Source organism: Metabacillus kandeliae (genome assembly GCF_021166585.1).
Taxonomy (GTDB): domain Bacteria; phylum Bacillota; class Bacilli; order Bacillales; family Bacillaceae; genus Metabacillus_B; species Metabacillus_B kandeliae.
Genome location: NZ_JAJOZE010000013.1, coordinates 25,467 through 44,077, shown reverse-complemented (window position 1 = coordinate 44,077; position 18,611 = coordinate 25,467). Strand labels below are relative to the sequence as shown.

Annotated in this window: 19 protein-coding genes; 15 read left to right on the top strand and 4 right to left on the bottom strand. The window is 44.9% G+C overall.

What is annotated here, in order from left to right; translation table 11 throughout:
* Positions 1-20: 20 nt before the first annotated feature.
* The 5 genes from LRR81_RS18585 (at position 21) to LRR81_RS18565 (ending at position 6,610) form a co-directional block, all read left to right on the top strand.
* On the top strand, positions 21-986 hold the full coding sequence (locus LRR81_RS18585; protein ID WP_231790904.1) for a 2-hydroxyacid dehydrogenase: 966 nt from the start codon (positions 21-23) through the stop codon (positions 984-986).
* Positions 987-1,216: 230 nt separating this feature from the next.
* Entirely contained in the window at positions 1,217-2,512 is a 1,296-nt protein-coding gene (locus LRR81_RS18580) for a homoserine dehydrogenase (RefSeq protein ID WP_231790903.1), read from the top strand.
* Between the two features lies 1 nt (position 2,513).
* On the top strand, positions 2,514-3,575 hold the full coding sequence (gene thrC / locus LRR81_RS18575) for a threonine synthase (protein WP_231790902.1): 1,062 nt from the start codon (positions 2,514-2,516) through the stop codon (positions 3,573-3,575).
* Entirely contained in the window at positions 3,572-4,513 is a 942-nt protein-coding gene (thrB, locus tag LRR81_RS18570; protein ID WP_231790901.1) for a homoserine kinase, read from the top strand. The genes thrC and thrB overlap by 4 nt, the downstream gene beginning before the upstream one ends.
* Before the next feature lie 111 nt (positions 4,514-4,624).
* A complete protein-coding gene (locus LRR81_RS18565; RefSeq protein ID WP_231790900.1) occupies positions 4,625-6,610 on the top strand; it encodes a S9 family peptidase in 1,986 nt (661 codons plus the stop codon).
* A gap of 45 nt (positions 6,611-6,655) precedes the next feature.
* On the opposite strand, the gene LRR81_RS18560 is transcribed toward LRR81_RS18565, so the two are convergent.
* Complete coding sequence (locus LRR81_RS18560) at positions 6,656-6,877, bottom strand: NifU family protein (RefSeq protein ID WP_231790962.1); 222 nt, start codon at positions 6,875-6,877, stop codon at positions 6,656-6,658.
* Between the two features lie 223 nt (positions 6,878-7,100).
* On the opposite strand from LRR81_RS18560, the gene LRR81_RS18555 reads away from it, so the two are divergent.
* Both LRR81_RS18555 and LRR81_RS18550 read left to right on the top strand, forming a co-directional pair.
* Positions 7,101-7,430 carry a YuzD family protein gene (locus LRR81_RS18555; protein ID WP_231790899.1) on the top strand — a complete coding sequence of 110 codons (330 nt, stop codon included), beginning with the start codon at positions 7,101-7,103 and terminating at the stop codon, positions 7,428-7,430.
* Between the two features lie 82 nt (positions 7,431-7,512).
* Positions 7,513-8,367, top strand: coding sequence for an AraC family transcriptional regulator (locus LRR81_RS18550; protein WP_231790898.1), 855 nt, complete (start codon positions 7,513-7,515; stop codon positions 8,365-8,367).
* A 43-nt stretch (positions 8,368-8,410) separates the two neighbouring features.
* On the opposite strand, the gene LRR81_RS18545 is transcribed toward LRR81_RS18550, so the two are convergent.
* Positions 8,411-9,478, bottom strand: a complete 1,068-nt coding sequence (locus LRR81_RS18545; protein ID WP_231790897.1) for an NAD(P)/FAD-dependent oxidoreductase — start codon at positions 9,476-9,478, stop codon at positions 8,411-8,413.
* 276 nt (positions 9,479-9,754) lie between these two features.
* Here LRR81_RS18545 and LRR81_RS18540 point away from each other — a divergent pair, with 276 nt between their 5' ends.
* Positions 9,755-9,991: a YuzB family protein gene (locus LRR81_RS18540; RefSeq protein WP_231790896.1), complete on the top strand. Its 237-nt coding sequence runs from the start codon at positions 9,755-9,757 to the stop codon at positions 9,989-9,991.
* A gap of 201 nt (positions 9,992-10,192) precedes the next feature.
* On the opposite strand, the gene LRR81_RS18535 is transcribed toward LRR81_RS18540, so the two are convergent.
* The gene (locus LRR81_RS18535) at positions 10,193-10,888 is read right to left on the bottom strand and encodes a DUF2225 domain-containing protein (RefSeq protein ID WP_231790895.1); all 696 of its coding nucleotides are present in this window, start codon (positions 10,886-10,888) and stop codon (positions 10,193-10,195) included.
* Between the two features lie 567 nt (positions 10,889-11,455).
* On the opposite strand from LRR81_RS18535, the gene dapF reads away from it, so the two are divergent.
* The 6 genes from dapF (at position 11,456) to LRR81_RS18505 (ending at position 15,909) form a co-directional block, all read left to right on the top strand.
* Positions 11,456-12,328, top strand: a complete 873-nt coding sequence (dapF, locus tag LRR81_RS18530) for a diaminopimelate epimerase (protein WP_231790894.1) — start codon at positions 11,456-11,458, stop codon at positions 12,326-12,328.
* Between the two features lie 48 nt (positions 12,329-12,376).
* Complete coding sequence (locus LRR81_RS18525) at positions 12,377-12,739, top strand: HesB/IscA family protein (protein WP_231790893.1); 363 nt, start codon at positions 12,377-12,379, stop codon at positions 12,737-12,739.
* A gap of 262 nt (positions 12,740-13,001) precedes the next feature.
* Positions 13,002-13,748, top strand: coding sequence for a prolipoprotein diacylglyceryl transferase (locus LRR81_RS18520; protein ID WP_231790892.1), 747 nt, complete (start codon positions 13,002-13,004; stop codon positions 13,746-13,748).
* The gene (locus tag LRR81_RS18515; RefSeq protein ID WP_231790891.1) at positions 13,741-15,150 is read left to right on the top strand and encodes a radical SAM protein; all 1,410 of its coding nucleotides are present in this window, start codon (positions 13,741-13,743) and stop codon (positions 15,148-15,150) included. Before LRR81_RS18520 ends, LRR81_RS18515 begins: the two co-directional genes overlap by 8 nt.
* On the top strand, positions 15,150-15,410 hold the full coding sequence (locus LRR81_RS18510; protein ID WP_231790890.1) for a hypothetical protein: 261 nt from the start codon (positions 15,150-15,152) through the stop codon (positions 15,408-15,410). The genes LRR81_RS18515 and LRR81_RS18510 overlap by 1 nt, the downstream gene beginning before the upstream one ends.
* Positions 15,411-15,426: 16 nt before the next feature.
* Complete coding sequence (locus tag LRR81_RS18505; RefSeq protein WP_231790889.1) at positions 15,427-15,909, top strand: GNAT family N-acetyltransferase; 483 nt, start codon at positions 15,427-15,429, stop codon at positions 15,907-15,909.
* Positions 15,910-15,934: 25 nt separating this feature from the next.
* Here the strand turns inward: LRR81_RS18505 and yumC are convergent, their stop codons facing one another.
* A complete protein-coding gene (yumC, locus tag LRR81_RS18500) occupies positions 15,935-16,933 on the bottom strand; it encodes a ferredoxin--NADP reductase 2 (RefSeq protein WP_231790888.1) in 999 nt (332 codons plus the stop codon).
* Between the two features lie 388 nt (positions 16,934-17,321).
* Here yumC and LRR81_RS18495 point away from each other — a divergent pair, with 388 nt between their 5' ends.
* Positions 17,322-18,551, top strand: coding sequence for an NAD(P)/FAD-dependent oxidoreductase (locus tag LRR81_RS18495; RefSeq protein WP_231790887.1), 1,230 nt, complete (start codon positions 17,322-17,324; stop codon positions 18,549-18,551).
* Positions 18,552-18,611 lie beyond the last annotated feature (60 nt).

The window sequence follows — 18,611 nt, the reverse complement described above, 5'->3', positions numbered from 1 at the left end:
CTGGAAAGGGGATGAAAAAGGTGTCAAAACCATTTGTGTATGTAACGAGATTGCTGCCGGAGGATCAGCTGGCGAAATTGAAGGAGACAGCAAATGTAGAAATGTGGGAAAAAGAAGAGGAGCCTTGTCCGCGGAAAGTTCTGCTTGAAAAGGCTAGAGAGGCAGACGGTCTGTTAACCATGCTTTCTGATAAAATTGATCAGGAGCTTCTTGAGCAGGCAGAAAACTTAAAAGTAATTGCTAACTTGGCAGTCGGCTATGACAATATTGATGTGAAGTATGCTGCTTCCAAAAAAATAACGGTTTGCAACACACCAGATGTTCTGACAGATACGACAGCCGACTTGGCTTTTGCTCTTTTAATGGCTTCTGCGCGGCGGATTGCGAAAGCTGCTGATTACATAAAAGAAGGGAAATGGAAGGGCTGGGGACCGCTTCAGATGGCTGGGATGGATATCCACGGCAAAACCCTCGGCATTGTCGGAATGGGTAAGATCGGAACAGCTGTTGCCAAGCGGGGAACTGGATTTGATATGAAAATCCTTTATCATAACCGCTCCCGGAATAAAGCAGCGGAAGAAGCGCATGGAGCAAAGCATGCAAGCTTTGATGAAGTGCTTGAGCAGTCTGATTTTGTCGTTTGCCTGACACCGCTTACAGAAGAAACAAAAGAAATGTTCACATATGAAGCATTTAAAAAAATGAAGCGGAAAGCAATCTTTGTTAACGCATCAAGAGGTGCTGTAGTAAAAGAAGATGACTTGAAGAGGGCGATTGAGGACGGTTTGATTGCTGGGGCCGGTCTGGATGTATTTGCTTCAGAGCCAATACAGCCGGATCATCCCCTTCTTGGCCTGAGGCAGGTAACAGCGCTTCCTCACATCGGCAGCTCAAGCGAAGAAACGAGATTGAAGATGATGGAGCTTTGCAGCCGGAACATTGCGGCAGTATTAAAGGGAAAACAGCCAGAAACACCGGTAACCTGACGCGAAGCCCGCTGCAGACGCAGCGGGTTATTTTTTTAGGCGTCAAGCTAAGTATTGGCAAAAAATCTAACATCAGCAGCATCAGTCATTAAAGCGTTTACAATACTGAAAGACAGAAAATTCAGCCTTGTAAAATAAATGTCCCGGTACTATAATGCTTATATATTAAAGGTGTCTATTCCTAGAAAACAAATGTACACCCTAAAAAGACGGAAAAAGGAGTGGGGATTGTGAAAGCAATACAGGTTGGCCTGCTGGGGCTCGGAACAGTTGGAAGCGGAGTTGTCACGATTATTAAAGAACACCAGGATAAGCTTATGCACCTTGTCGGCTGTCCTGTAGAAGTGAGAAAGGTTCTTGTCAGAGAAAAAGAGAAAGAGAGACAGGTTGTTGTCGAGGAGAGCCTTTTGACAACAGATCCCTACGAAGTGATTACTGATGAAAATATTGATGTCATTATTGAAGTAATGGGCGGCATAGAACACACACGGCAATATTTGCTGGATGCCGTCAATGAGAAGAAGCAAGTCGTAACAGCCAATAAAGATTTGATGGCGGTATATGGTTCTGAGCTTCTTGCAGCAGCGACTGAAAATGGCTGTGATTTATTTTATGAAGCGAGTGTGGCAGGGGGCATTCCGATCCTCCGCAGCCTTGTTGACGGCCTGGCATCAGACCGGATACATAAAATGATGGGAATCGTGAACGGAACAACAAACTTTATTCTGACCAAAATGAGCAAGCATGGAAGCGCCTATGCGGATGTTTTAAAGGAAGCACAGGAGCTGGGCTATGCAGAAAGCGATCCGACAGCAGATGTTGAAGGAATTGATGCGGCTAGGAAAATGGCTATTTTGGCAAGGCTCGGGTTTTCCATGAATGTAGATTTGGATGATGTATCGGTAAAAGGAATTTCTACTGTAACAGATGAAGATATCAGCTACAGCAAACGCCTTGGCTATACGATGAAGCTGATCGGCATCGCACAGCGGGAAAACGGAAGAATTGAAGTCAGCGTAGAGCCTGCACTGCTTCCGGATTACCATCCGCTTGCTGCTGTTAATGACGAATACAATGCGGTATATGTATACGGGGAAGCAGTGGGAGAGACAATGTTCTACGGCCCTGGAGCAGGAAGCCTGCCAACGGCAACAGCCGTTGTTTCCGATTTAGTCGGTGTTATGAAAAATATGCGGCTTGGGGTTAACGGCAGAAGCGCTGTATCCCCGCAGTATGATAAGCAGCTGAAATATGCAGATGAAATTTCAGCTCAGCAGTTTTTGAGAATTCATGTAAAAGATGAAGTCGGCTCCTTTGCAAAAATCACTTCCCTTTTCTCAGAAAGGGGCGTCAGCTTTGAAAAAATCCTTCAGCTGCCTCTCAAGCAAAGCGGAAATGCCGAAATTGTCATTGTTACCCACCATGCTACGAAAAAGGACTTTACTGAAATCCTGGAACAGCTGAAAAGCCTTGACGTTGTGGATGAGGTGAAAAGCACTTACAGGGTAGAAGGGAACGGGAATTAATATGAGCTGGAACGGACTGCTGGAAAAGTACAGAATCTATTTGCCTGTCACAGAACAAACGCCGAAATTAACGCTTCACGAAGGAAATACTCCTCTTATCCATCTGCCAAGGCTTTCAGAACGTTTAAAGGTCGAGCTGTACGCCAAAACAGAAGGAGCCAATCCAACAGGCTCTTTTAAAGACAGGGGCATGGTCATGGCCGTTGCGAAGGCGAAGGAAGAAGGCAGCAATACAGTCATGTGCGCCTCTACAGGAAATACCTCTGCATCAGCAGCAGCTTATGCTGCAAGAGCGGGCATGAGGTGCATCATTGTGATTCCTGAAGGGAAAATTGCGCTTGGGAAGCTTGCCCAGGCTGTTATGTACGGTGCTGAAATTTATTCTATTGAAGGTAACTTTGACGATGCATTGAAAATGGTCCGGAACATTTGTGAAGCAATGCCGATTACACTTGTCAACTCTGTAAATCCCTACCGGATTGAAGGACAAAAGACAGCAGCTTTTGAAATTTGCGAGCAGCTGGGTGAAGCACCGGACATCCTTGCCATCCCGCTTGGCAATGCCGGAAATATCACAGCTTACTGGAAAGGGTTTCAGGAATACCATAGGGCTAACAGCAGCGGCCTTCCGGAAATGAGAGGCTTTGAAGCAGAAGGAGCGGCGGCCATTGTCCGAAATCAAGTAATCGAAAACCCTGAGACCGTAGCCACAGCCATCAGAATCGGCAACCCGGCAAGCTGGGATAAGGCCGTAGCGGCTGCAGAAGAGTCAAAAGGGAAAATTGATGAAGTGACAGATGCTGAAATTTTGGAGGCTTATCAGCTTTTGGCAAAAGAAGAAGGCATCTTTGCAGAGCCTGCTTCAGCAGCATCTATTGCAGGCGTCATCAAGCAGCTGAAAACGGGCGAAATCAGAAAAGGCAGCAAAATAGCCGCCGTGCTGACAGGCAACGGATTAAAGGATCCAAATGTTGCGATTAACGTAGCGGAATTTAAGCCTCTCGTTCTTCCGAATGACGAAAGAATTGTCAGAGAGCACCTTGAAGGGGTACAGCTTGTATGAAGGAAAGCGACATGCTCACCATCACCGTACCGGGCAGTACAGCTAATCTAGGCCCGGGATTTGATTCAATTGGAATGGCACTTGGATGTACGCTGAAACTGACCTCTGTTCTTTCAGATCAATGGTTATTTGAGGGAGAAAGCAGCGAGGTTTCTGGACTTCCTGAAGGGAAAGAAAATCTTATTTATCAATCTGCTGCAAGAGCAGCTGCTGTATTTGATTTAGATCTGCCGCCATGCCATGTGAAGGTATGGAGTGATATCCCTGTCGCAAGAGGCCTCGGCAGCAGTGCTGCAGCCGTTGTGGCAGGAATAGAACTGGCGAATGAACTTTGCTCCCTTGAGCTGTCCAACATCGAAAAAACAAGGATTGCGAGCCTGATAGAGGAACATCCCGATAATGTCGGTGCATCTGTTTACGGAGGCCTTGTGATTGGACTGCATCAGGAAGAAGAAACCGAGATTATTCATGTCCCTTCAGTAAAGGTTGACACAGTTGCGATTATTCCTGCTTACAAGGTTTATACAAAGGATGCGAGGAACGTTTTGCCTGACCAGCTTCCCTATCGAAAAGCAGTGGAAGCAAGTGCTGTCAGCAATCTTCTGACAGGAGCCATTATGTCAGGCAACTGGGAGCTTGCCGGCAGGATCATGAAAAAAGATTTGCTGCACCAGCCCTACCGCCATGTGCTCATCCCGGAATACAGGGAGGCGCTTGAGGTAATTGAGGAAACAGGTGCATACGGGGCAGCAATCAGCGGTGCTGGCCCAGCTGTTCTGTGCTTTGCCGCTTGCGGAGAAGGAGAGCAGCTTGAAATGCTGCTTGCAGAAAAATTTCCTGCCTGCCAAGTAAAACAGTTTAGCATCCCAAAAGAAGGAAGCACTGTCCATTATTCTGAAAAAATGGTATCAGCTGCTCAAAAAAATAGGAGCATCTAACAAAGCAGCTTTTTACTAGCTGCTTTGTTTTTCGTTTACAAGATCATTTAAAAGGATTTTTATTTCGTATGTCGAAATAATTATCTATATCCCCAAAAAGGAGACTATTATATGAACAGCAGCCAAAAGCAGCCAGTATTGGCAGAAGATCTTTACCAATTAACCTCTCTCACAGATCCGCGCCTTTCACCTGATGGCAAAAAAGCCGTCTATGTAGAGACAAAGATCAAGAAAGAAAATCATCAATACATATCCTCCCTGCATGTCGCCGTTCTTCGGAGCAAGCATCTCTCCCAATGGACGCATGGTGAGCACAGGGATCATTCGCCCCGCTGGTCCCCAGACGGGAGCAAGCTTGCTTTCTTATCTGACAGATCTGGGAAAACCCAGCTTTATGTTATGAGCAGCAATGGGGGAGAAGCAAGACAGCTGACGGATTCTATCTATCCAGCATCAGCTCCTGTCTGGTCTCCTGACGGGAAATCCCTCTTGTTCTCCTTATCCATTTCAGATGGCCAGGCTTACGGGGATCTGGAAGAAAAAGATAAGTTTCCAGAGCCGCTTACCGTAAGGAACATGAGCTACAAATCAGACGGCAGCGGATTTTTAAAGGACAGGGAAAGCCAGCTGTTTCAGCTGAATATGGAAACAAAGGAAATCGTCCAGCTGACTCATGAAAAGAAGGGAGCCCGCTCAGCGGTCTACCATCCAGACGGCGGGCGGATCGCTTTTGTAACAGATCGCTCGGAGAATCCGGATTTATCACTGGAATCTCATGTTTTTATCCAAGAGCTAGGCGGGGAAAAGGCTGTTCAGCTCACGGATGGAAAAGCCTATTTCGACAGTTTGTCTTTTTCGCCTGATGGCAGGTATTTGGCTTTCCTAGGAAATGAAAGAGATTATTTCAGTGCGTCCAGCAGCAAGCTGTACCTCTATGATTACGCAGCCCAAACAGTGATTTGCCTGACAGAAGGTCTTGATCTGCATATTAGTGACGCTGCAGCAGGGGATGTGCTGTACAGAAATGTCTATCCGGGAATTCAATGGACAGAGGATTCAGAAGGATTTTATTTTATTGCAAGCGACAGGGGAAGCACTTCTATCCACTATGGCTCTATAGACGGGGCTGTCTTTCCTGTCAGAGCGGAAGAAGAGCATGTTTATGGTTTAGCACTGAATCCTTCAGAGCACACAGCGGTAGCCGGTATTTCTTCTTTAACAGAGCCCTGCGAGCTCTTCTTGCTGGATTTTAAAACAGGAGAGAGCACACGGCTTACTGAGGCAAACAAGGAATATACAAGTGGAAAGGATATCAGCAAGCCTGAAGCAATGACTCTGAAAGCAGAAGACGGCCTTGAGCTTCATGGCTGGATAATGAAGCCTCATGGGTATACAGAAGGGGAAAAATATCCGCTTTTGCTTGAAATCCATGGAGGTCCTCACATGATGTATGCCAATACATACATGCATGAATTTCAAGTGCTGGCAGCTGCAGGCTACTGTTTACTTTTTATTAACCCTCGAGGAAGCCAAGGGTACGGCCAGCATTTCGCAGACCTTGTAAGAGGGGATTACGGCGGAGATGATTACAGGGATGTAATGGCAGCTGTTGATCATGCACTGTCTTCCTGCGCCTTTATTGATAAGGAGAGGCTGGGAGTTACCGGCGGAAGCTATGGCGGTTTTATGACCAACTGGATCGTCGGCCATACAAACCGCTTTAAAGCAGCTGTCACACAGCGTTCGATTTCCAATTGGCTCAGCTTCTATGGGGTTAGTGATATCGGACATTACTTTACAGAATGGGAAGTTGGCTATGATCCGTTCGATTCTCCTGAAAAGCTGTGGGAGCACTCACCAATCAAATATGCCAAAAACATCGAAACACCGCTCTTGATTTTACACAGTGAAAAAGATTACCGCTGCCCGATTGAGCAGGGAGAACAGCTCTTTATTGCACTGAAAAGGCTCCGCAAAGAGGCCAAATTTGTGCGTTTTCCCGAAAGCAGCCATGACTTGTCGCGAAATGGCCATCCAAAGCTCAGAACAGACCGTTTGAATTTGATAAAAGACTGGTTTGAACAATACTTAAAATAAGCAAACAAAAAACCCGATGGCTTGCCATCGGGTTTAAAATGCGAATTAAAATACTTGTTCTACTTCCAATACTCCAGGCACTTCTTCAAGCAATGCGCGCTCAATGCCTGCTTTTAATGTGATGGTTGAGCTTGGGCAGCTGCCGCATGCACCGAGAAGGCGAAGCTTTACAATACCGTCTTCCACGTCAACCAATTCACAGTCTCCGCCATCGCGAAGCAGGAATGGGCGAAGCTTATCGAGTACTTCCTGTACTTGTTCTCTCATTTCGATCTGTGTTTCTTCCACGCTGATCGACTCCTTCCTTTGATACCATTATATTCAAGAGGGACTTATAAATCTAATGTCATGCCTTCATCATTTTTTTCTCTTTATCTAACTCATTTTATCATATTTCATCAGGAAGACAAAAGGATAATTTCCCTCTGAAAAGACAATGGAATATAGGCGGGAAATCAAATACAATTAAATCACACAAGGGGGAATGGTAATGAAGAAGAACGTTGAAATTTGTGTATATGGGGCAGAAGTTCTCTGTGCAAGCTGTGTGAACCTGCCATCATCAAAAGAGACATGCGAATGGCTTCAGGCAGCCATCAGCAGAAAATATCCTGAACAGCCATTTACAGTTACTTATATAGATATTCATGAACCGCAGGAAGACGAAAGAAGGAAAAGCTATGCGGAGAAAGTGCTGAATGATGAATACTTTTACCCGCTTGTTGTAATCGAAGATACGGTTGTCGGCGAAGGCAATCCAAGGCTGAAGGCCGTATACAGCGAACTTGAAAAGTACGGATATCTTCCTGGAGCTATGTAAAATCTACTGTCCAAACAGGGCAAAGAATGACAGGCGGCACTGCCCCCATGCTGATAAAGTAAAGTGGAAGGGAGGAAGACAGATGGAAACGCTGAAGCATTTTAATGACAGCCTTGAGTACATTGAAAGCCATCTGGATCAGGAAATTGATCTTGGCAAGGCAGCATCCATTGCCTGTATGTCAAAATACCACTTTCAGCGGATGTTCAGTCTTTTGTCCGGAATGCCGATAGGCGAATATATCAGAAACAGGAGGCTGACAAAAGCAGCCCGGGAGCTCGCCTCTTCCAAGACAAAAGTGATCGACATTGCTGCCAGGTATGGTTATGAGACACCTGAATCTTTTTCCAAGGCCTTTAAAAATGCTCACGGAATAAGCCCTTCTGAAGCACGGGAAGGTACTCGGCCTCTGAATGCCTATCCACGTCTCTCCTTCCAAATTCAGATTAAAGGGGCTGTCGGAATGAAGTACAAGATTGTAAAGAAAGAAGCATTCAAGGCAATAGGCAAGGATATCTCCATTTCCACTGAAAACGGCGAGAACATGGTGAAAATTCCGCAATTCTGGCAGGAGGCATATGAAACCGGCTTCGAAAAAGAGCTTTCAGAAAAGGCAGGAAGCCTTGGGCTGCTCGGCATTTGCCTCCCTGATGAAAATGGCAGGATGACATATGCTATCGCTGCTGAAGGCGATGGCGGGATCCTCCCTGAAGGCTGGCGGGAATACAGCGTGCCTGCTGCTGATTATGCTGTTTTTGAAGCTGTCGGCCCGATGCCTGATGCTATACAGGAAGTGTGGAAAAGCATCTACTCCGAATGGTTTCCTTCTACAGGGTATAAGCAGGCGTCAGGGCTTGAGCTTGAGGTCTATCCTGAAGCTGGCCCTGACCGGGAGGACTTTAGAAGCGAGATTTGGATTCCCGTTGTAAGGAAATGAGCATAAAAAAAGGCAGGCTGCCAAACAGCCTGTCTTTTTATGCTCATCCGCTGTGGTACTTATACATCCAAAGAATACCGGATTTAAGAAGCCGCGGTACTCTTCCCATCAAAGGCCTGTCCGCAAGCAAACCAAAGCCGTGCTTTCTTCCGAGAGAACCGAGCACGCCTTTCAGCTTGAAGGCAGGAAACTCTTCTGGCAGCGGTTCGTTTTTCCAGCGTTTCAAAAGAACCTGTACAATCTGTTCTGCCTGTGCTTCAGCAAGCTGGGCGCTTGGTGCATGCGGAAGGCTCGCACAATCGCCGACAACAAAAACATTTTCATCGCTTGGCAGATGGTGGTGTGTTGTTAAAATAACTCTTCCCTGAGGATCTTTTTCTACATCCATCTCGCGTACAATACGGTTCGGCTGTATGCCGGCTGTCCAGACGATTGCATCCGCTGTGATCGCTTCCTCATGATTATAAACAACCCCGGGCTCGACTCTTGTAACATTGGAAGAACTGATGATGGTTACATTGTGTTCTTCAAACCATGCCTGCACATATCGGCTTAACCGTTCAGGGAACATGGACAGAATCAGCTTTCCGCGGTCCATAAGTACGATCTCAAGATCTTTTCTGCTTTCGCGCAGCTCGCTTGCAAGCTCTACTCCGCTAAGCCCTGCGCCGACAATAACCACCTTTGCTCCTGCGCCGAGGTTGTTCAGCTTTTGGGAGGTCTGGCGGGATTGGTCAATCGTTTGGATGCTGTAGGTGTACTCTACCGCCCCTGGTACGCCGTGATATTTATCTTCGCAGCCAAGGCCAATGATCAGTTCATCGTAAGGCAGAACATCATTGTTGGAAAACAGGACTTCTTTCTTTTCCCTGTCCACTTTTTCAACAGATCCGTATTTATGCTGAAGTCTGCTGTGCACTGGAAATTCAACACGGACATGGTGGTCGGAAATAGTACCGGCTGCAAGGGCGTAATATTCTGTTTTCAGACAGTGGTATGGATTTTTATCAACGAGGGTGATTTGAACGTCTTCTGGCAGATGATTCGGAGTCAGCTTTTGAAGCAATCGCATGCCGCCGTACCCTCCGCCAAGAATCACTAAATTTTTCATATGCGGATTCCCCTTTTTCATGTAGATCAATTAATATGCTAAACTTATAAATTTTGAGAAAACCTTTACAAATTCCATAAAAAAGTATATCGAACTTGGCGTTAAATCACAATAAGATGTAGGAAAATCACAAATATTTCCGATGGTTAAACTTTAACCTGTTAAGAATTAGGCCAAACATTCGACAGAGGGCTGGAAAAATCGTATAGTATAGATGCATCAGCATCCTGCTTCTCAAAGAAGGTTGAGACTGGATGCACCTAAGAGGTGACAGGCATGAAGCCAATAATTGAATTTTGCATTAGCAATCTGGCGAATGGTTCGCAAAAAGCATTGGAACAGCTCGAAAAAGACCCGAATCTCGATATCGTCGAATATGGGTGCCTCGGCTATTGCGGAAAATGCTTTGAATCCCTATATGCACTGGTTAACGGCGAAGCTGTAGCCGGTGAAACGCCAGAAGAGCTGGTTGACAACATATATCAGCACCTGGAAGAAAACCCAATGTTCTAAGAAAAGCGCAAGCCGCTTGACCAGCCCCGACAAGCATAAGACGGGCAGCCGGAGAAAGGCGATTCTTCCTTTCTCTGGATGACGGGCTTATGACCTCGAGGGGCTAGCGGCTGAGCAAAACAAAAAATAACGCAGTACAAATTTTTTATCCAGCTGCGTATATGAAGAAAAGCGGGCTCGATGTCAGAGCCCGCTTTTGCATTAATTGGCTGCCCGCTGTTTTTCAGCCCGGATTTCCTGCCATTGGTCTTTAGCCATTTGGATCACGCTTTTTTCAAGAAATTCTTTTTGCCGTTCGATAATCCTTGAAAAATAAAGCGTTGCCTGATTAGTCCGGCCGAGCCGCCTGTTTAATTCGCCGGCAAGGTAAAGGACTCTCACTTCAGACAAATGAGAGCCTTTAAAGTCGCCTGTTGAATAGGATTGAGTGTACTCGTCTGCCGCAAGCTGCATAAACCGGAATTCCTGCGCTGTTTTTCCTTCTGTCCGGTAGAGCCAGGCAAGACGCAGAAAGATGCCGGCTGCTGCAACGTGTTTTTCCTGCTTCAGCTGTGCGCAGTAAATGGCAAGTTTATAGGTATTCAATGACTGTCTGAGATCTCTTTCGCCGCAATAATTTAATTTTCCCCAGTTGCTCCATACCTTTTCTTCAATCGCATCGAGCGTCCGCGGAGGAAAATAGCTGGAGAATTCATCTGAGAAGGAGTACCCGCATTCCGGGCAGACAGTAATATAGTAGTAAAGAGGGTTGCGGTTTTCAGAATCGTAATAAGAACAAAAATCTGTATCATGCTGAATCGGCCTTACATACTTTGACCGCAGCTTTTTTGTCGTAAAGCCGTGGCTGCAGACAAGGCATTTCACATGTTTATCATAAAGGCAGTCAGTCTCATTCATTTGAATACCTCCTTAAAAGAAAATGTGACGAACTATTTTGTGGTTCTATTATACTACTAATGTTGTGAAAAAAGAACTATAATGACGCAAGGTGAAAAATACTTTCTGTTTTGGTCATTCAGGAGAAGAATTATGCGAAGTTTATAAATGGCGGTTCGATGGAACAGGACTTTCGGTTAGTATTTGTGGAATGGAGGGTGAAAGCTGCGCATAATGTATGTAACTCGTGCATAATGGGTGAGAGCTGAGCATAGGGTTCCGAGCCCAAGCATAAAGAGCAGAAAGCTGCGCATAAAGCTTGAGAACCTGCGCACAAAAGCCTGATTCCCGCGCATAAGCAGCATTAAAAGGATCTAGAAACTCTATGTATTTCCATTACAGGCCGTAAATAGCTTCAATTATTAAGTAAACCGTCAGCTCACTTCAATTTTCAGCATAAAACAGCAAAGACCCCATACATAAAATGCAGGAGGTCTTTACCGATATATTCAAACGGGGGATGTTTATATTGTTAACAGCCTATATAAATTCTATACTGTTAAAAATGAACTTTTTTTGGAGGAGAATATGAATTCTTTTCATTTCACTAAGATGCATGGTCTCGGAAACAATTATATTTACGTTAACCTTTTTGAGGAAAAAATAAATGAAGAAGATCTTGCAGATGTTGCACAGATGGTCTCGAATGTTAATACAGGCATCGGATCAGACGGCTTGATCCTTATTTGCCCATCTGACAAAGCTTCAGTAAAGATGCGCATTTTTAACAGTGACGGTTCAGAAGGGAAGAATTGTGGAAACGGCCTTCGCTGTGTAGCGAAATATGCTTACAGCCGCCACCTTGTCTACAATCCGAGATTTACGATTGAGACGCTCTCAGGAATTGTGGAAGCTGAGGTTCATATGGCAGACGGCCATGTGTCTGATGTCACGATTGACATGGGAGCTCCGCGCCTGAAAAAAGGCGACCTGCCGATGACCGGGGACGCAGAAAGTGAAACCATTGCAGAGCAAATGGAGTTCAACGGCCAGCTTTACCAAGCAACAGCACTTTCCATGGGAAACCCGCATATTATTTTCTATGTGGATGATATTGAAAAAGCTCCCGTAACAACACTTGGTCCTTTTGTCGAAAAGGATGCGAGATTCCCAGAAAGCGTTAATACTGAATTTGTTCAAACTGTCAAAGAAGATGAGATGCATTTCCGCGTCTGGGAAAGAGGCTCAGGCGTGACACAGGCCTGCGGTACTGGCGCCTGCGCAGCAGTCGTTGCCTCTGTTCTGAACGGTTATGCCAAAAGAGGGGCGGATACTATTGTGCACCTTGCAGGCGGCGATTTAATCATCAACTGGACTGAGGAAGGGCGCGTGATGATGACTGGCCCGGCTGAAGTCATTTGCGAAGGTATTTACTATTATCAATCATTTGAGACTGAATGACAGGTAGAGTATACTAGCAGTATGATTTAAATGAAGGAGTGTTTTAAAATGAGCGAGCTATTGACTATTACAGAAGCAGCCGCCTTTCAGATAAAAGATATGATGAAAGAAAACGAAGAAGAAAATGCCTATCTTCGTGTTTCTATAAATGGCGGCGGATGCAGCGGCCTTTCGTACGGAATGGGTTTCGACCATGAGATACAAGAAGGCGACACAGAGTTAAAGCTGCACGGCTTGACAGTTCTTGTGGATAAAGAAAGCGCGCCTGCACTGAAGGGAACTGTGATTGACTTTAAACAATCCATGATGGGCGGCGGGTTTACAATTGATAACCCGAATGCTATTGCATCATGCGGCTGCGGTTCTTCTTTCAGAACAGCTGCAAATGCCGGTGCCCCTGAAGAGTGCTAAAACTGATTCGGCCCTAGCTTTACGAAAAATCTCCCTTTTTTATAAGGGGGATTTTTTAGTTGATGTTCAGCAAAACAGAAAAATTGTGCTTCAAAAGGAGAATGCTTTCTAAGCATCCAATATGATTAGCTATGCTGGACTATTTTCTTGTTATGTACATATGAAAGCATATTTTAAGAATAGCAGCATCTAAAAAATCCCTCCCCTCTCAGGCTGTGTTCCATGTATAATAAAAGTAATCTGGAAAATGGAGGAAATGGCAGTGACCTTTCCTGTGTACATTTTTGGCATACATCCGCATTTTATAATGGAATCGCTTTCTTACTTTATTGGCTTCAGGATCTATTTATGGAAGAGAAGAAAAGAGAACATTCCGACAGACACCGCCATGTGGGTTGTCGTCGGAGCAGTGCTTGGGGCAGCCTTGGGATCAAAGGTGCTTTATTGGCTGGAGAGTCCTGATCAGACAATAGCCAACTGGAACAGTCTGGCTTATTTATTGCAGGGAAAAACCATTGTAGGCGGTCTGCTTGGCGGGTTAATCGGTGTGGAGCTCGCAAAAAAATGGGCTGGGTGGCAATCCTCCACAGGGGATGATTTTGTTCTTCCGCTGGCGATTGGCATGATGATCGGCCGCATCGGCTGCTTTCTCACAGGGCTTGATGACCATACATACGGCACTCCTACTGCATGGATTACAGGCATTGATTTTGGAGACGGCGTAAAAAGGCATCCCACCTCGCTTTATGAAATTGCCTTTCTGCTATGTATCGCATTTTTCATTCTTTATTTGAAGAAAAAAGATAAACCATGGGATGGCTTTTATTTTCAGGTTTTTATGCTCGGATATTTAACATTCCGGCTTTTCATTGATTTTATTAAGCCGACACCTGACCTGTTTTTAAATATGAATAACATCCAGCTGGCAAGCATTGCTGGAATTCTTTATTACATACAGCTTGTAGCAAGAAAAGCGAAAGCAATCGAAAGGAGTACGCTTCATGCCTAATCGTCCCTATCTCTTTTATGAATTGACAAACAGCATTTGCTCCACCTGTCTCCGCAAAGTAGAAGCGAAAGTGGTTATTGAGAATGAGAAGGTGTATATGATCAAGCACTGTTTTACACATGGACGGGAACGCGTCCTGATCTCAACAGATGTTGAGTATTATAAACGGTGCAGGGATTTTATCAAGCCGTCTGAAATGCCTTACCGCTGGAATACTCCTGTCAAATACGGCTGCCCTTATGATTGCGGCCTCTGTCCTGATCACGAGCAGCACAGCTGCCTGACGCTCCTTGAAGTAACGGAGCGCTGCAACTTGAAATGTCCGATTTGCTATGCGGAGTCTTCCCCTGTAAAAGGCAAATTCCGTTCGCTTGAAGAAATTGAGTTTATGCTTGATGCTATAGTGAAAAACGAACGCGAGCCCGATATCGTTCAGATCAGCGGCGGGGAACCGACCATTCACCCTCATTTTTTCGATATTCTGGACATGGCGAAGGAGCGGCCGATTAAGCATATAATGGTGAACACAAACGGGCTGCGGATCGCCAATGATAAAGAGTTCGCAAGACGTCTTGCATCATACGCACCCGGCTTTGAAATCTACCTCCAGTTTGACAGCTTTGATCCTGAATCACTGATTGAACTGCGGGGAGTGGATTTAACAGATGTGCGCAAAAAAGCGATTGATCATTTGAATGAGTTCAATTTGTCTACTACATTGGTTGTTACGCTGAAAAAAGGTCTGAATGATCATGAAGTCGGCGAAATCATTCAATATGGCCTCAAGCAGCCTTGCGTAAGAGGAGTCACCTTTCAGCCGATACAGGCTGCAGGACGCCTCGAAGACTTTGACCCGGCGACTGACAGGCTGACACTGTCTGAAGTGCGCCAAATGATCATTGACCAATCAGAGGTTTTCAACAAAGAGGATATTATTCCTGTTCCATGCCATCCTGACTGCCTTGCAATGGGGTATGCGCTCAAAATGAACGGCAATGTCACACCGCTCACTGGTATGATTGATCCGGACATTCTGCTTGAAGGGGAAAGGAACACGATCGTATTTGAACAGGATGAAAATATCCAAAAAATGATTTTTAAACTATTCTCGCTGAATCATTCTCCGGATTCCTCCGCATTGTCGCTGAAGGATCTGCTTTGCTGCCTGCCGAAAGTATCAATGCCTGGACAAATCGGCTACGATAATGTTTTTCGCGTGATTATCATGCAATTTTTAGATGCCTACCAGTTTGATATCCGTTCTGTGAAGCGTTCCTGCGTGCATATTGCCCATCCGGACGGACGCATTATTCCTTTTGATACGTATAACCTGTTCTACCGTGATGAAAAGGAAGAGATGCTGAAAAAGATCCGCGCGGAAGTGGAGATGGGGAGGGTGTAATGGCAGATAACAAAGATGTTTGGAATCAGCTCTGGCTGGGGATCGTTATACCGGTTTTTTTCTATTTGCTTTCCTTTATCCTCCTTACATCAGGCCGCTTTTGGCTTATATTCATAGCACCGGTTCTGCACATTGCCGCTATCATTGCTGCTTTTGCATTTGGAAAAATAAGACTCGGCCAAGGATTGCTTATTGCTCTTGGATTGGTTATTTTACTGGTCGCAGCTTGTTTTGGCCTTATTTTTAGTATGAATAATTAAGGAAGCCGGAGAAAAAATGGTGAACATAAAAAAGTACCAGTCCTCTGATTTAGAGGAACTTATCAGCTTATTTTTCCAAACCGTCCATACAATCAACAAGCAGGATTATACAGGAGAACAGCTTGCGGCATGGGCGCCTGAAGAAGAGAGAGAAACGATGGCTGCTTCATGGGGAGCCTCCTTAAGCCGGAATATTTCCTTTAAAGCAATTAAGGATGGCCGCATAGCGGGCTTTGCAGACATGACAATAGCCGGCCATCTGGACCGCCTTTATGTTCATAAGGAGTTTCAGAGACAGGGAATTGCTTCTGCTTTGGCTGCTGCACTCGAATCAGAAGCATTGAAGTTTGGGATTAAATTAATGGATACGGATGCCAGCATCACAGCCAGACCGTTTTTTGAACATATCGGCTATCAAGTGGAAAAAGAACGGTGCATCTTAAAAAACGGTGTTGAATTGATCAATTATAGAATGATGAAAAGAATACAAAAAAACTGACCTGAATGGTCAGTTTTTTAATGTTTTATTTTCCTTCAAACAAGCTTGTGCTGTGCAGCGGCTGCACGCGCGCTTTTGGATCCATGTACGCCTTTGCATTGTTAACAGCAGTAGGCGCTTCGCCGAAACCGCTCGCAATCAGGTTTACTTTTCCTTCATACGTGCAGATGTCTCCTGCTGCGTAAATGCCTTCAATGTTCGTTTCCATTTTGCTGTTTACAAGGATGGAGTTCTTTTCAATCTCAAGTCCCCAGTTTTTAATTGGGCCAAGAGATGAAACAAAGCCGAAGTTGACAATCAGTTCGTCAATTTCTACCAATTCCTTGCGGTCGCCTTTTACTTCTTCAAGGCCAACCTGCTGCACATGATCTTCACCATGAAGCTCTGTCGGCACATAAGGAGTCAGGATTTCCACCTTGGAATTTTTCAAAAGCTCCACACTGTGCTCATGGGCGCGGAACTTATCTCTGCGGTGAACGAGCATAACCTTTTCTGCCACAGGCTCAAGCATCAGCGCCCAGTCAACTGCAGAGTCGCCTCCGCCGCAAAGCATAACCCGCTTGCCGGAAAAGTAATTCATATCTTCTACAAAATAATGAAGGTTTTTCTTTTCGTATTTCTCTGCTTCTTCAAGCTCCATCCTGCGCGGCTGGAAAGCGCCGTTTCCTGCAGTAATGATAATGGTTTTGGAGTAATGGACTTCACTTTCAGTCGTTAGTTTGAAAACACCGTCAGCTTGTTTTTCAACAGACTCTACTGCTTGCTCAAGGCAGACAGCAGGTTCAAACTGAGCCATTTGTTCCTTTAGATTATTGATTAGCTCCTGGGCGCGGATTTTCGGAAATCCGGCTACATCATATATGTATTTTTCAGGATAAAGGGCAGACAGCTGGCCGCCAAGCTGCGGCAGACTTTCAATGATCTTTACGCTTGCCTGGCGCATACCGCCGTAAAAGGCTGTAAACAGACCAACTGGACCTCCACCGATAATGGTAATGTCATAAACCTTTGTATCTTCCTTCACAATCGTTCCCCCCAGCAAATAAAATACTTATTGAAATCCATAATACCATACTTTTTTAAAATCAGTTTAAAACGAAATGGCCTAAAGAAAGGCAAAAAAGTTATGTATTATGATATAGGATTCTCCGATTTTATACAATATTATTTGAATTTTCTTATCTTTCGACAGGAAATTATTTATAACTTGAAAAAAAAAGAGGAAAGGAATATGATGATATATAGACATCATTATTATAATTTTTCTGTGGTTTTATAGTGTTTTGTGTGTTTTTGCGGAGAGGTAAGTGAAGGATTTCACAAACTTTTTTGCTGAAAAAAGAAATATTATGCGAAAAAGGGCAGAAAATAAGGTTGGACCTATTTTCTGTACTCATTTCAAAATCTATTAGATGGATGTGATTCTTGTGAGAAAGCCAAAAGTTCTTATTTTGGGTGCTGGTTACGGCGGTCTTATGACGGTGACTAGGCTTCAAAAACAATTGGGTGTCAATGATGCCGAAATCACGCTTGTGAACAAAAATGATTACCACTACGAAACAACGTGGCTTCATGAAGCATCAGCAGGTACAATTCACCATGATAAAGCACGCTACCAGGTGAAAGAAGTTATTAATACAAGCCGTGTTAACTTTGTTAAAGGCAATGTTGTTGCCATTGATAAAGAAGCGAAGAAAGTCAAATTGGAAGACAGAGAATTGGATTATGACTACCTTGTTATTTCGCTTGGTTCAAATCCTGAAACATTCGGCATTAAAGGTCTGAAGGAATATGCCTTCGGAATTACAAATATTAACGCTGCACGCCAGCTTCGCGAGCATATTGAATATCAATTTGCCACATATAATACAGAAGCAGTAAAACGCAACGAGCGCTTGGCAATCGTTGTCGGCGGTGCCGGCTTTACTGGCATCGAATTCCTTGGCGAGCTTGCAGAGCGGGTTCCTGAGCTTTGCCGCGAGTATGACATTGATCAGAAAAACGTCCGTATTATCTGTGTAGAAGCAGCACCGACTGCTCTTCCTGGATTTGATCCGGAACTGATTGAGTATGCAGTGAATTTCCTTGAGCAGCGCGGAGTAGAGTTCAAAATTGGCACTGCGATCAAAGAATGCACTGAAGAAGGCATTATCGTTGCAAAAGGCGAAGAGATGGAAGAAATCAAAGCTGATACAGTTGTTTGGGCAGCAGGTGTCCGCGGAAACAGCGTTGTAGAAGAAGCTGGTTTTGAAAACATGCGTGGACGCGTAAAAGTAAGCCCTGAGCTTCGCGCACCAGGACATGATGAAGTATTCGTTATCGGTGACTGCTCACTGATCATCAACGAAGAAATCAACCGTCCATTCCCTCCAACTGCGCAAATCGCTATGCAGCAAGGGGAAACTTGTGCGAAAAACATCGCCGCACTAGTGAAAGGCCAAGGCCAGCTTGAACAATTCAAGCCTGATATTAAAGGTACTGTGGCATCACTTGGCGAAAGCAATGCTGTTGGTATGGCATTCGGCAAAAAACTTTACGGAACAAAAGCCTCTTTCATGAAAAAAATGATCGACAACCGCGCCCTCTTCATGGTCGGCGGACCAGGCATGGTTCTGAAAAAAGGTAAATTCAAATTCTTCTAAGCCGATGCTTGAAGAATGACTATACAAGAAAAAGGCAAAAGCAAACAGGCTTTTGTCTTT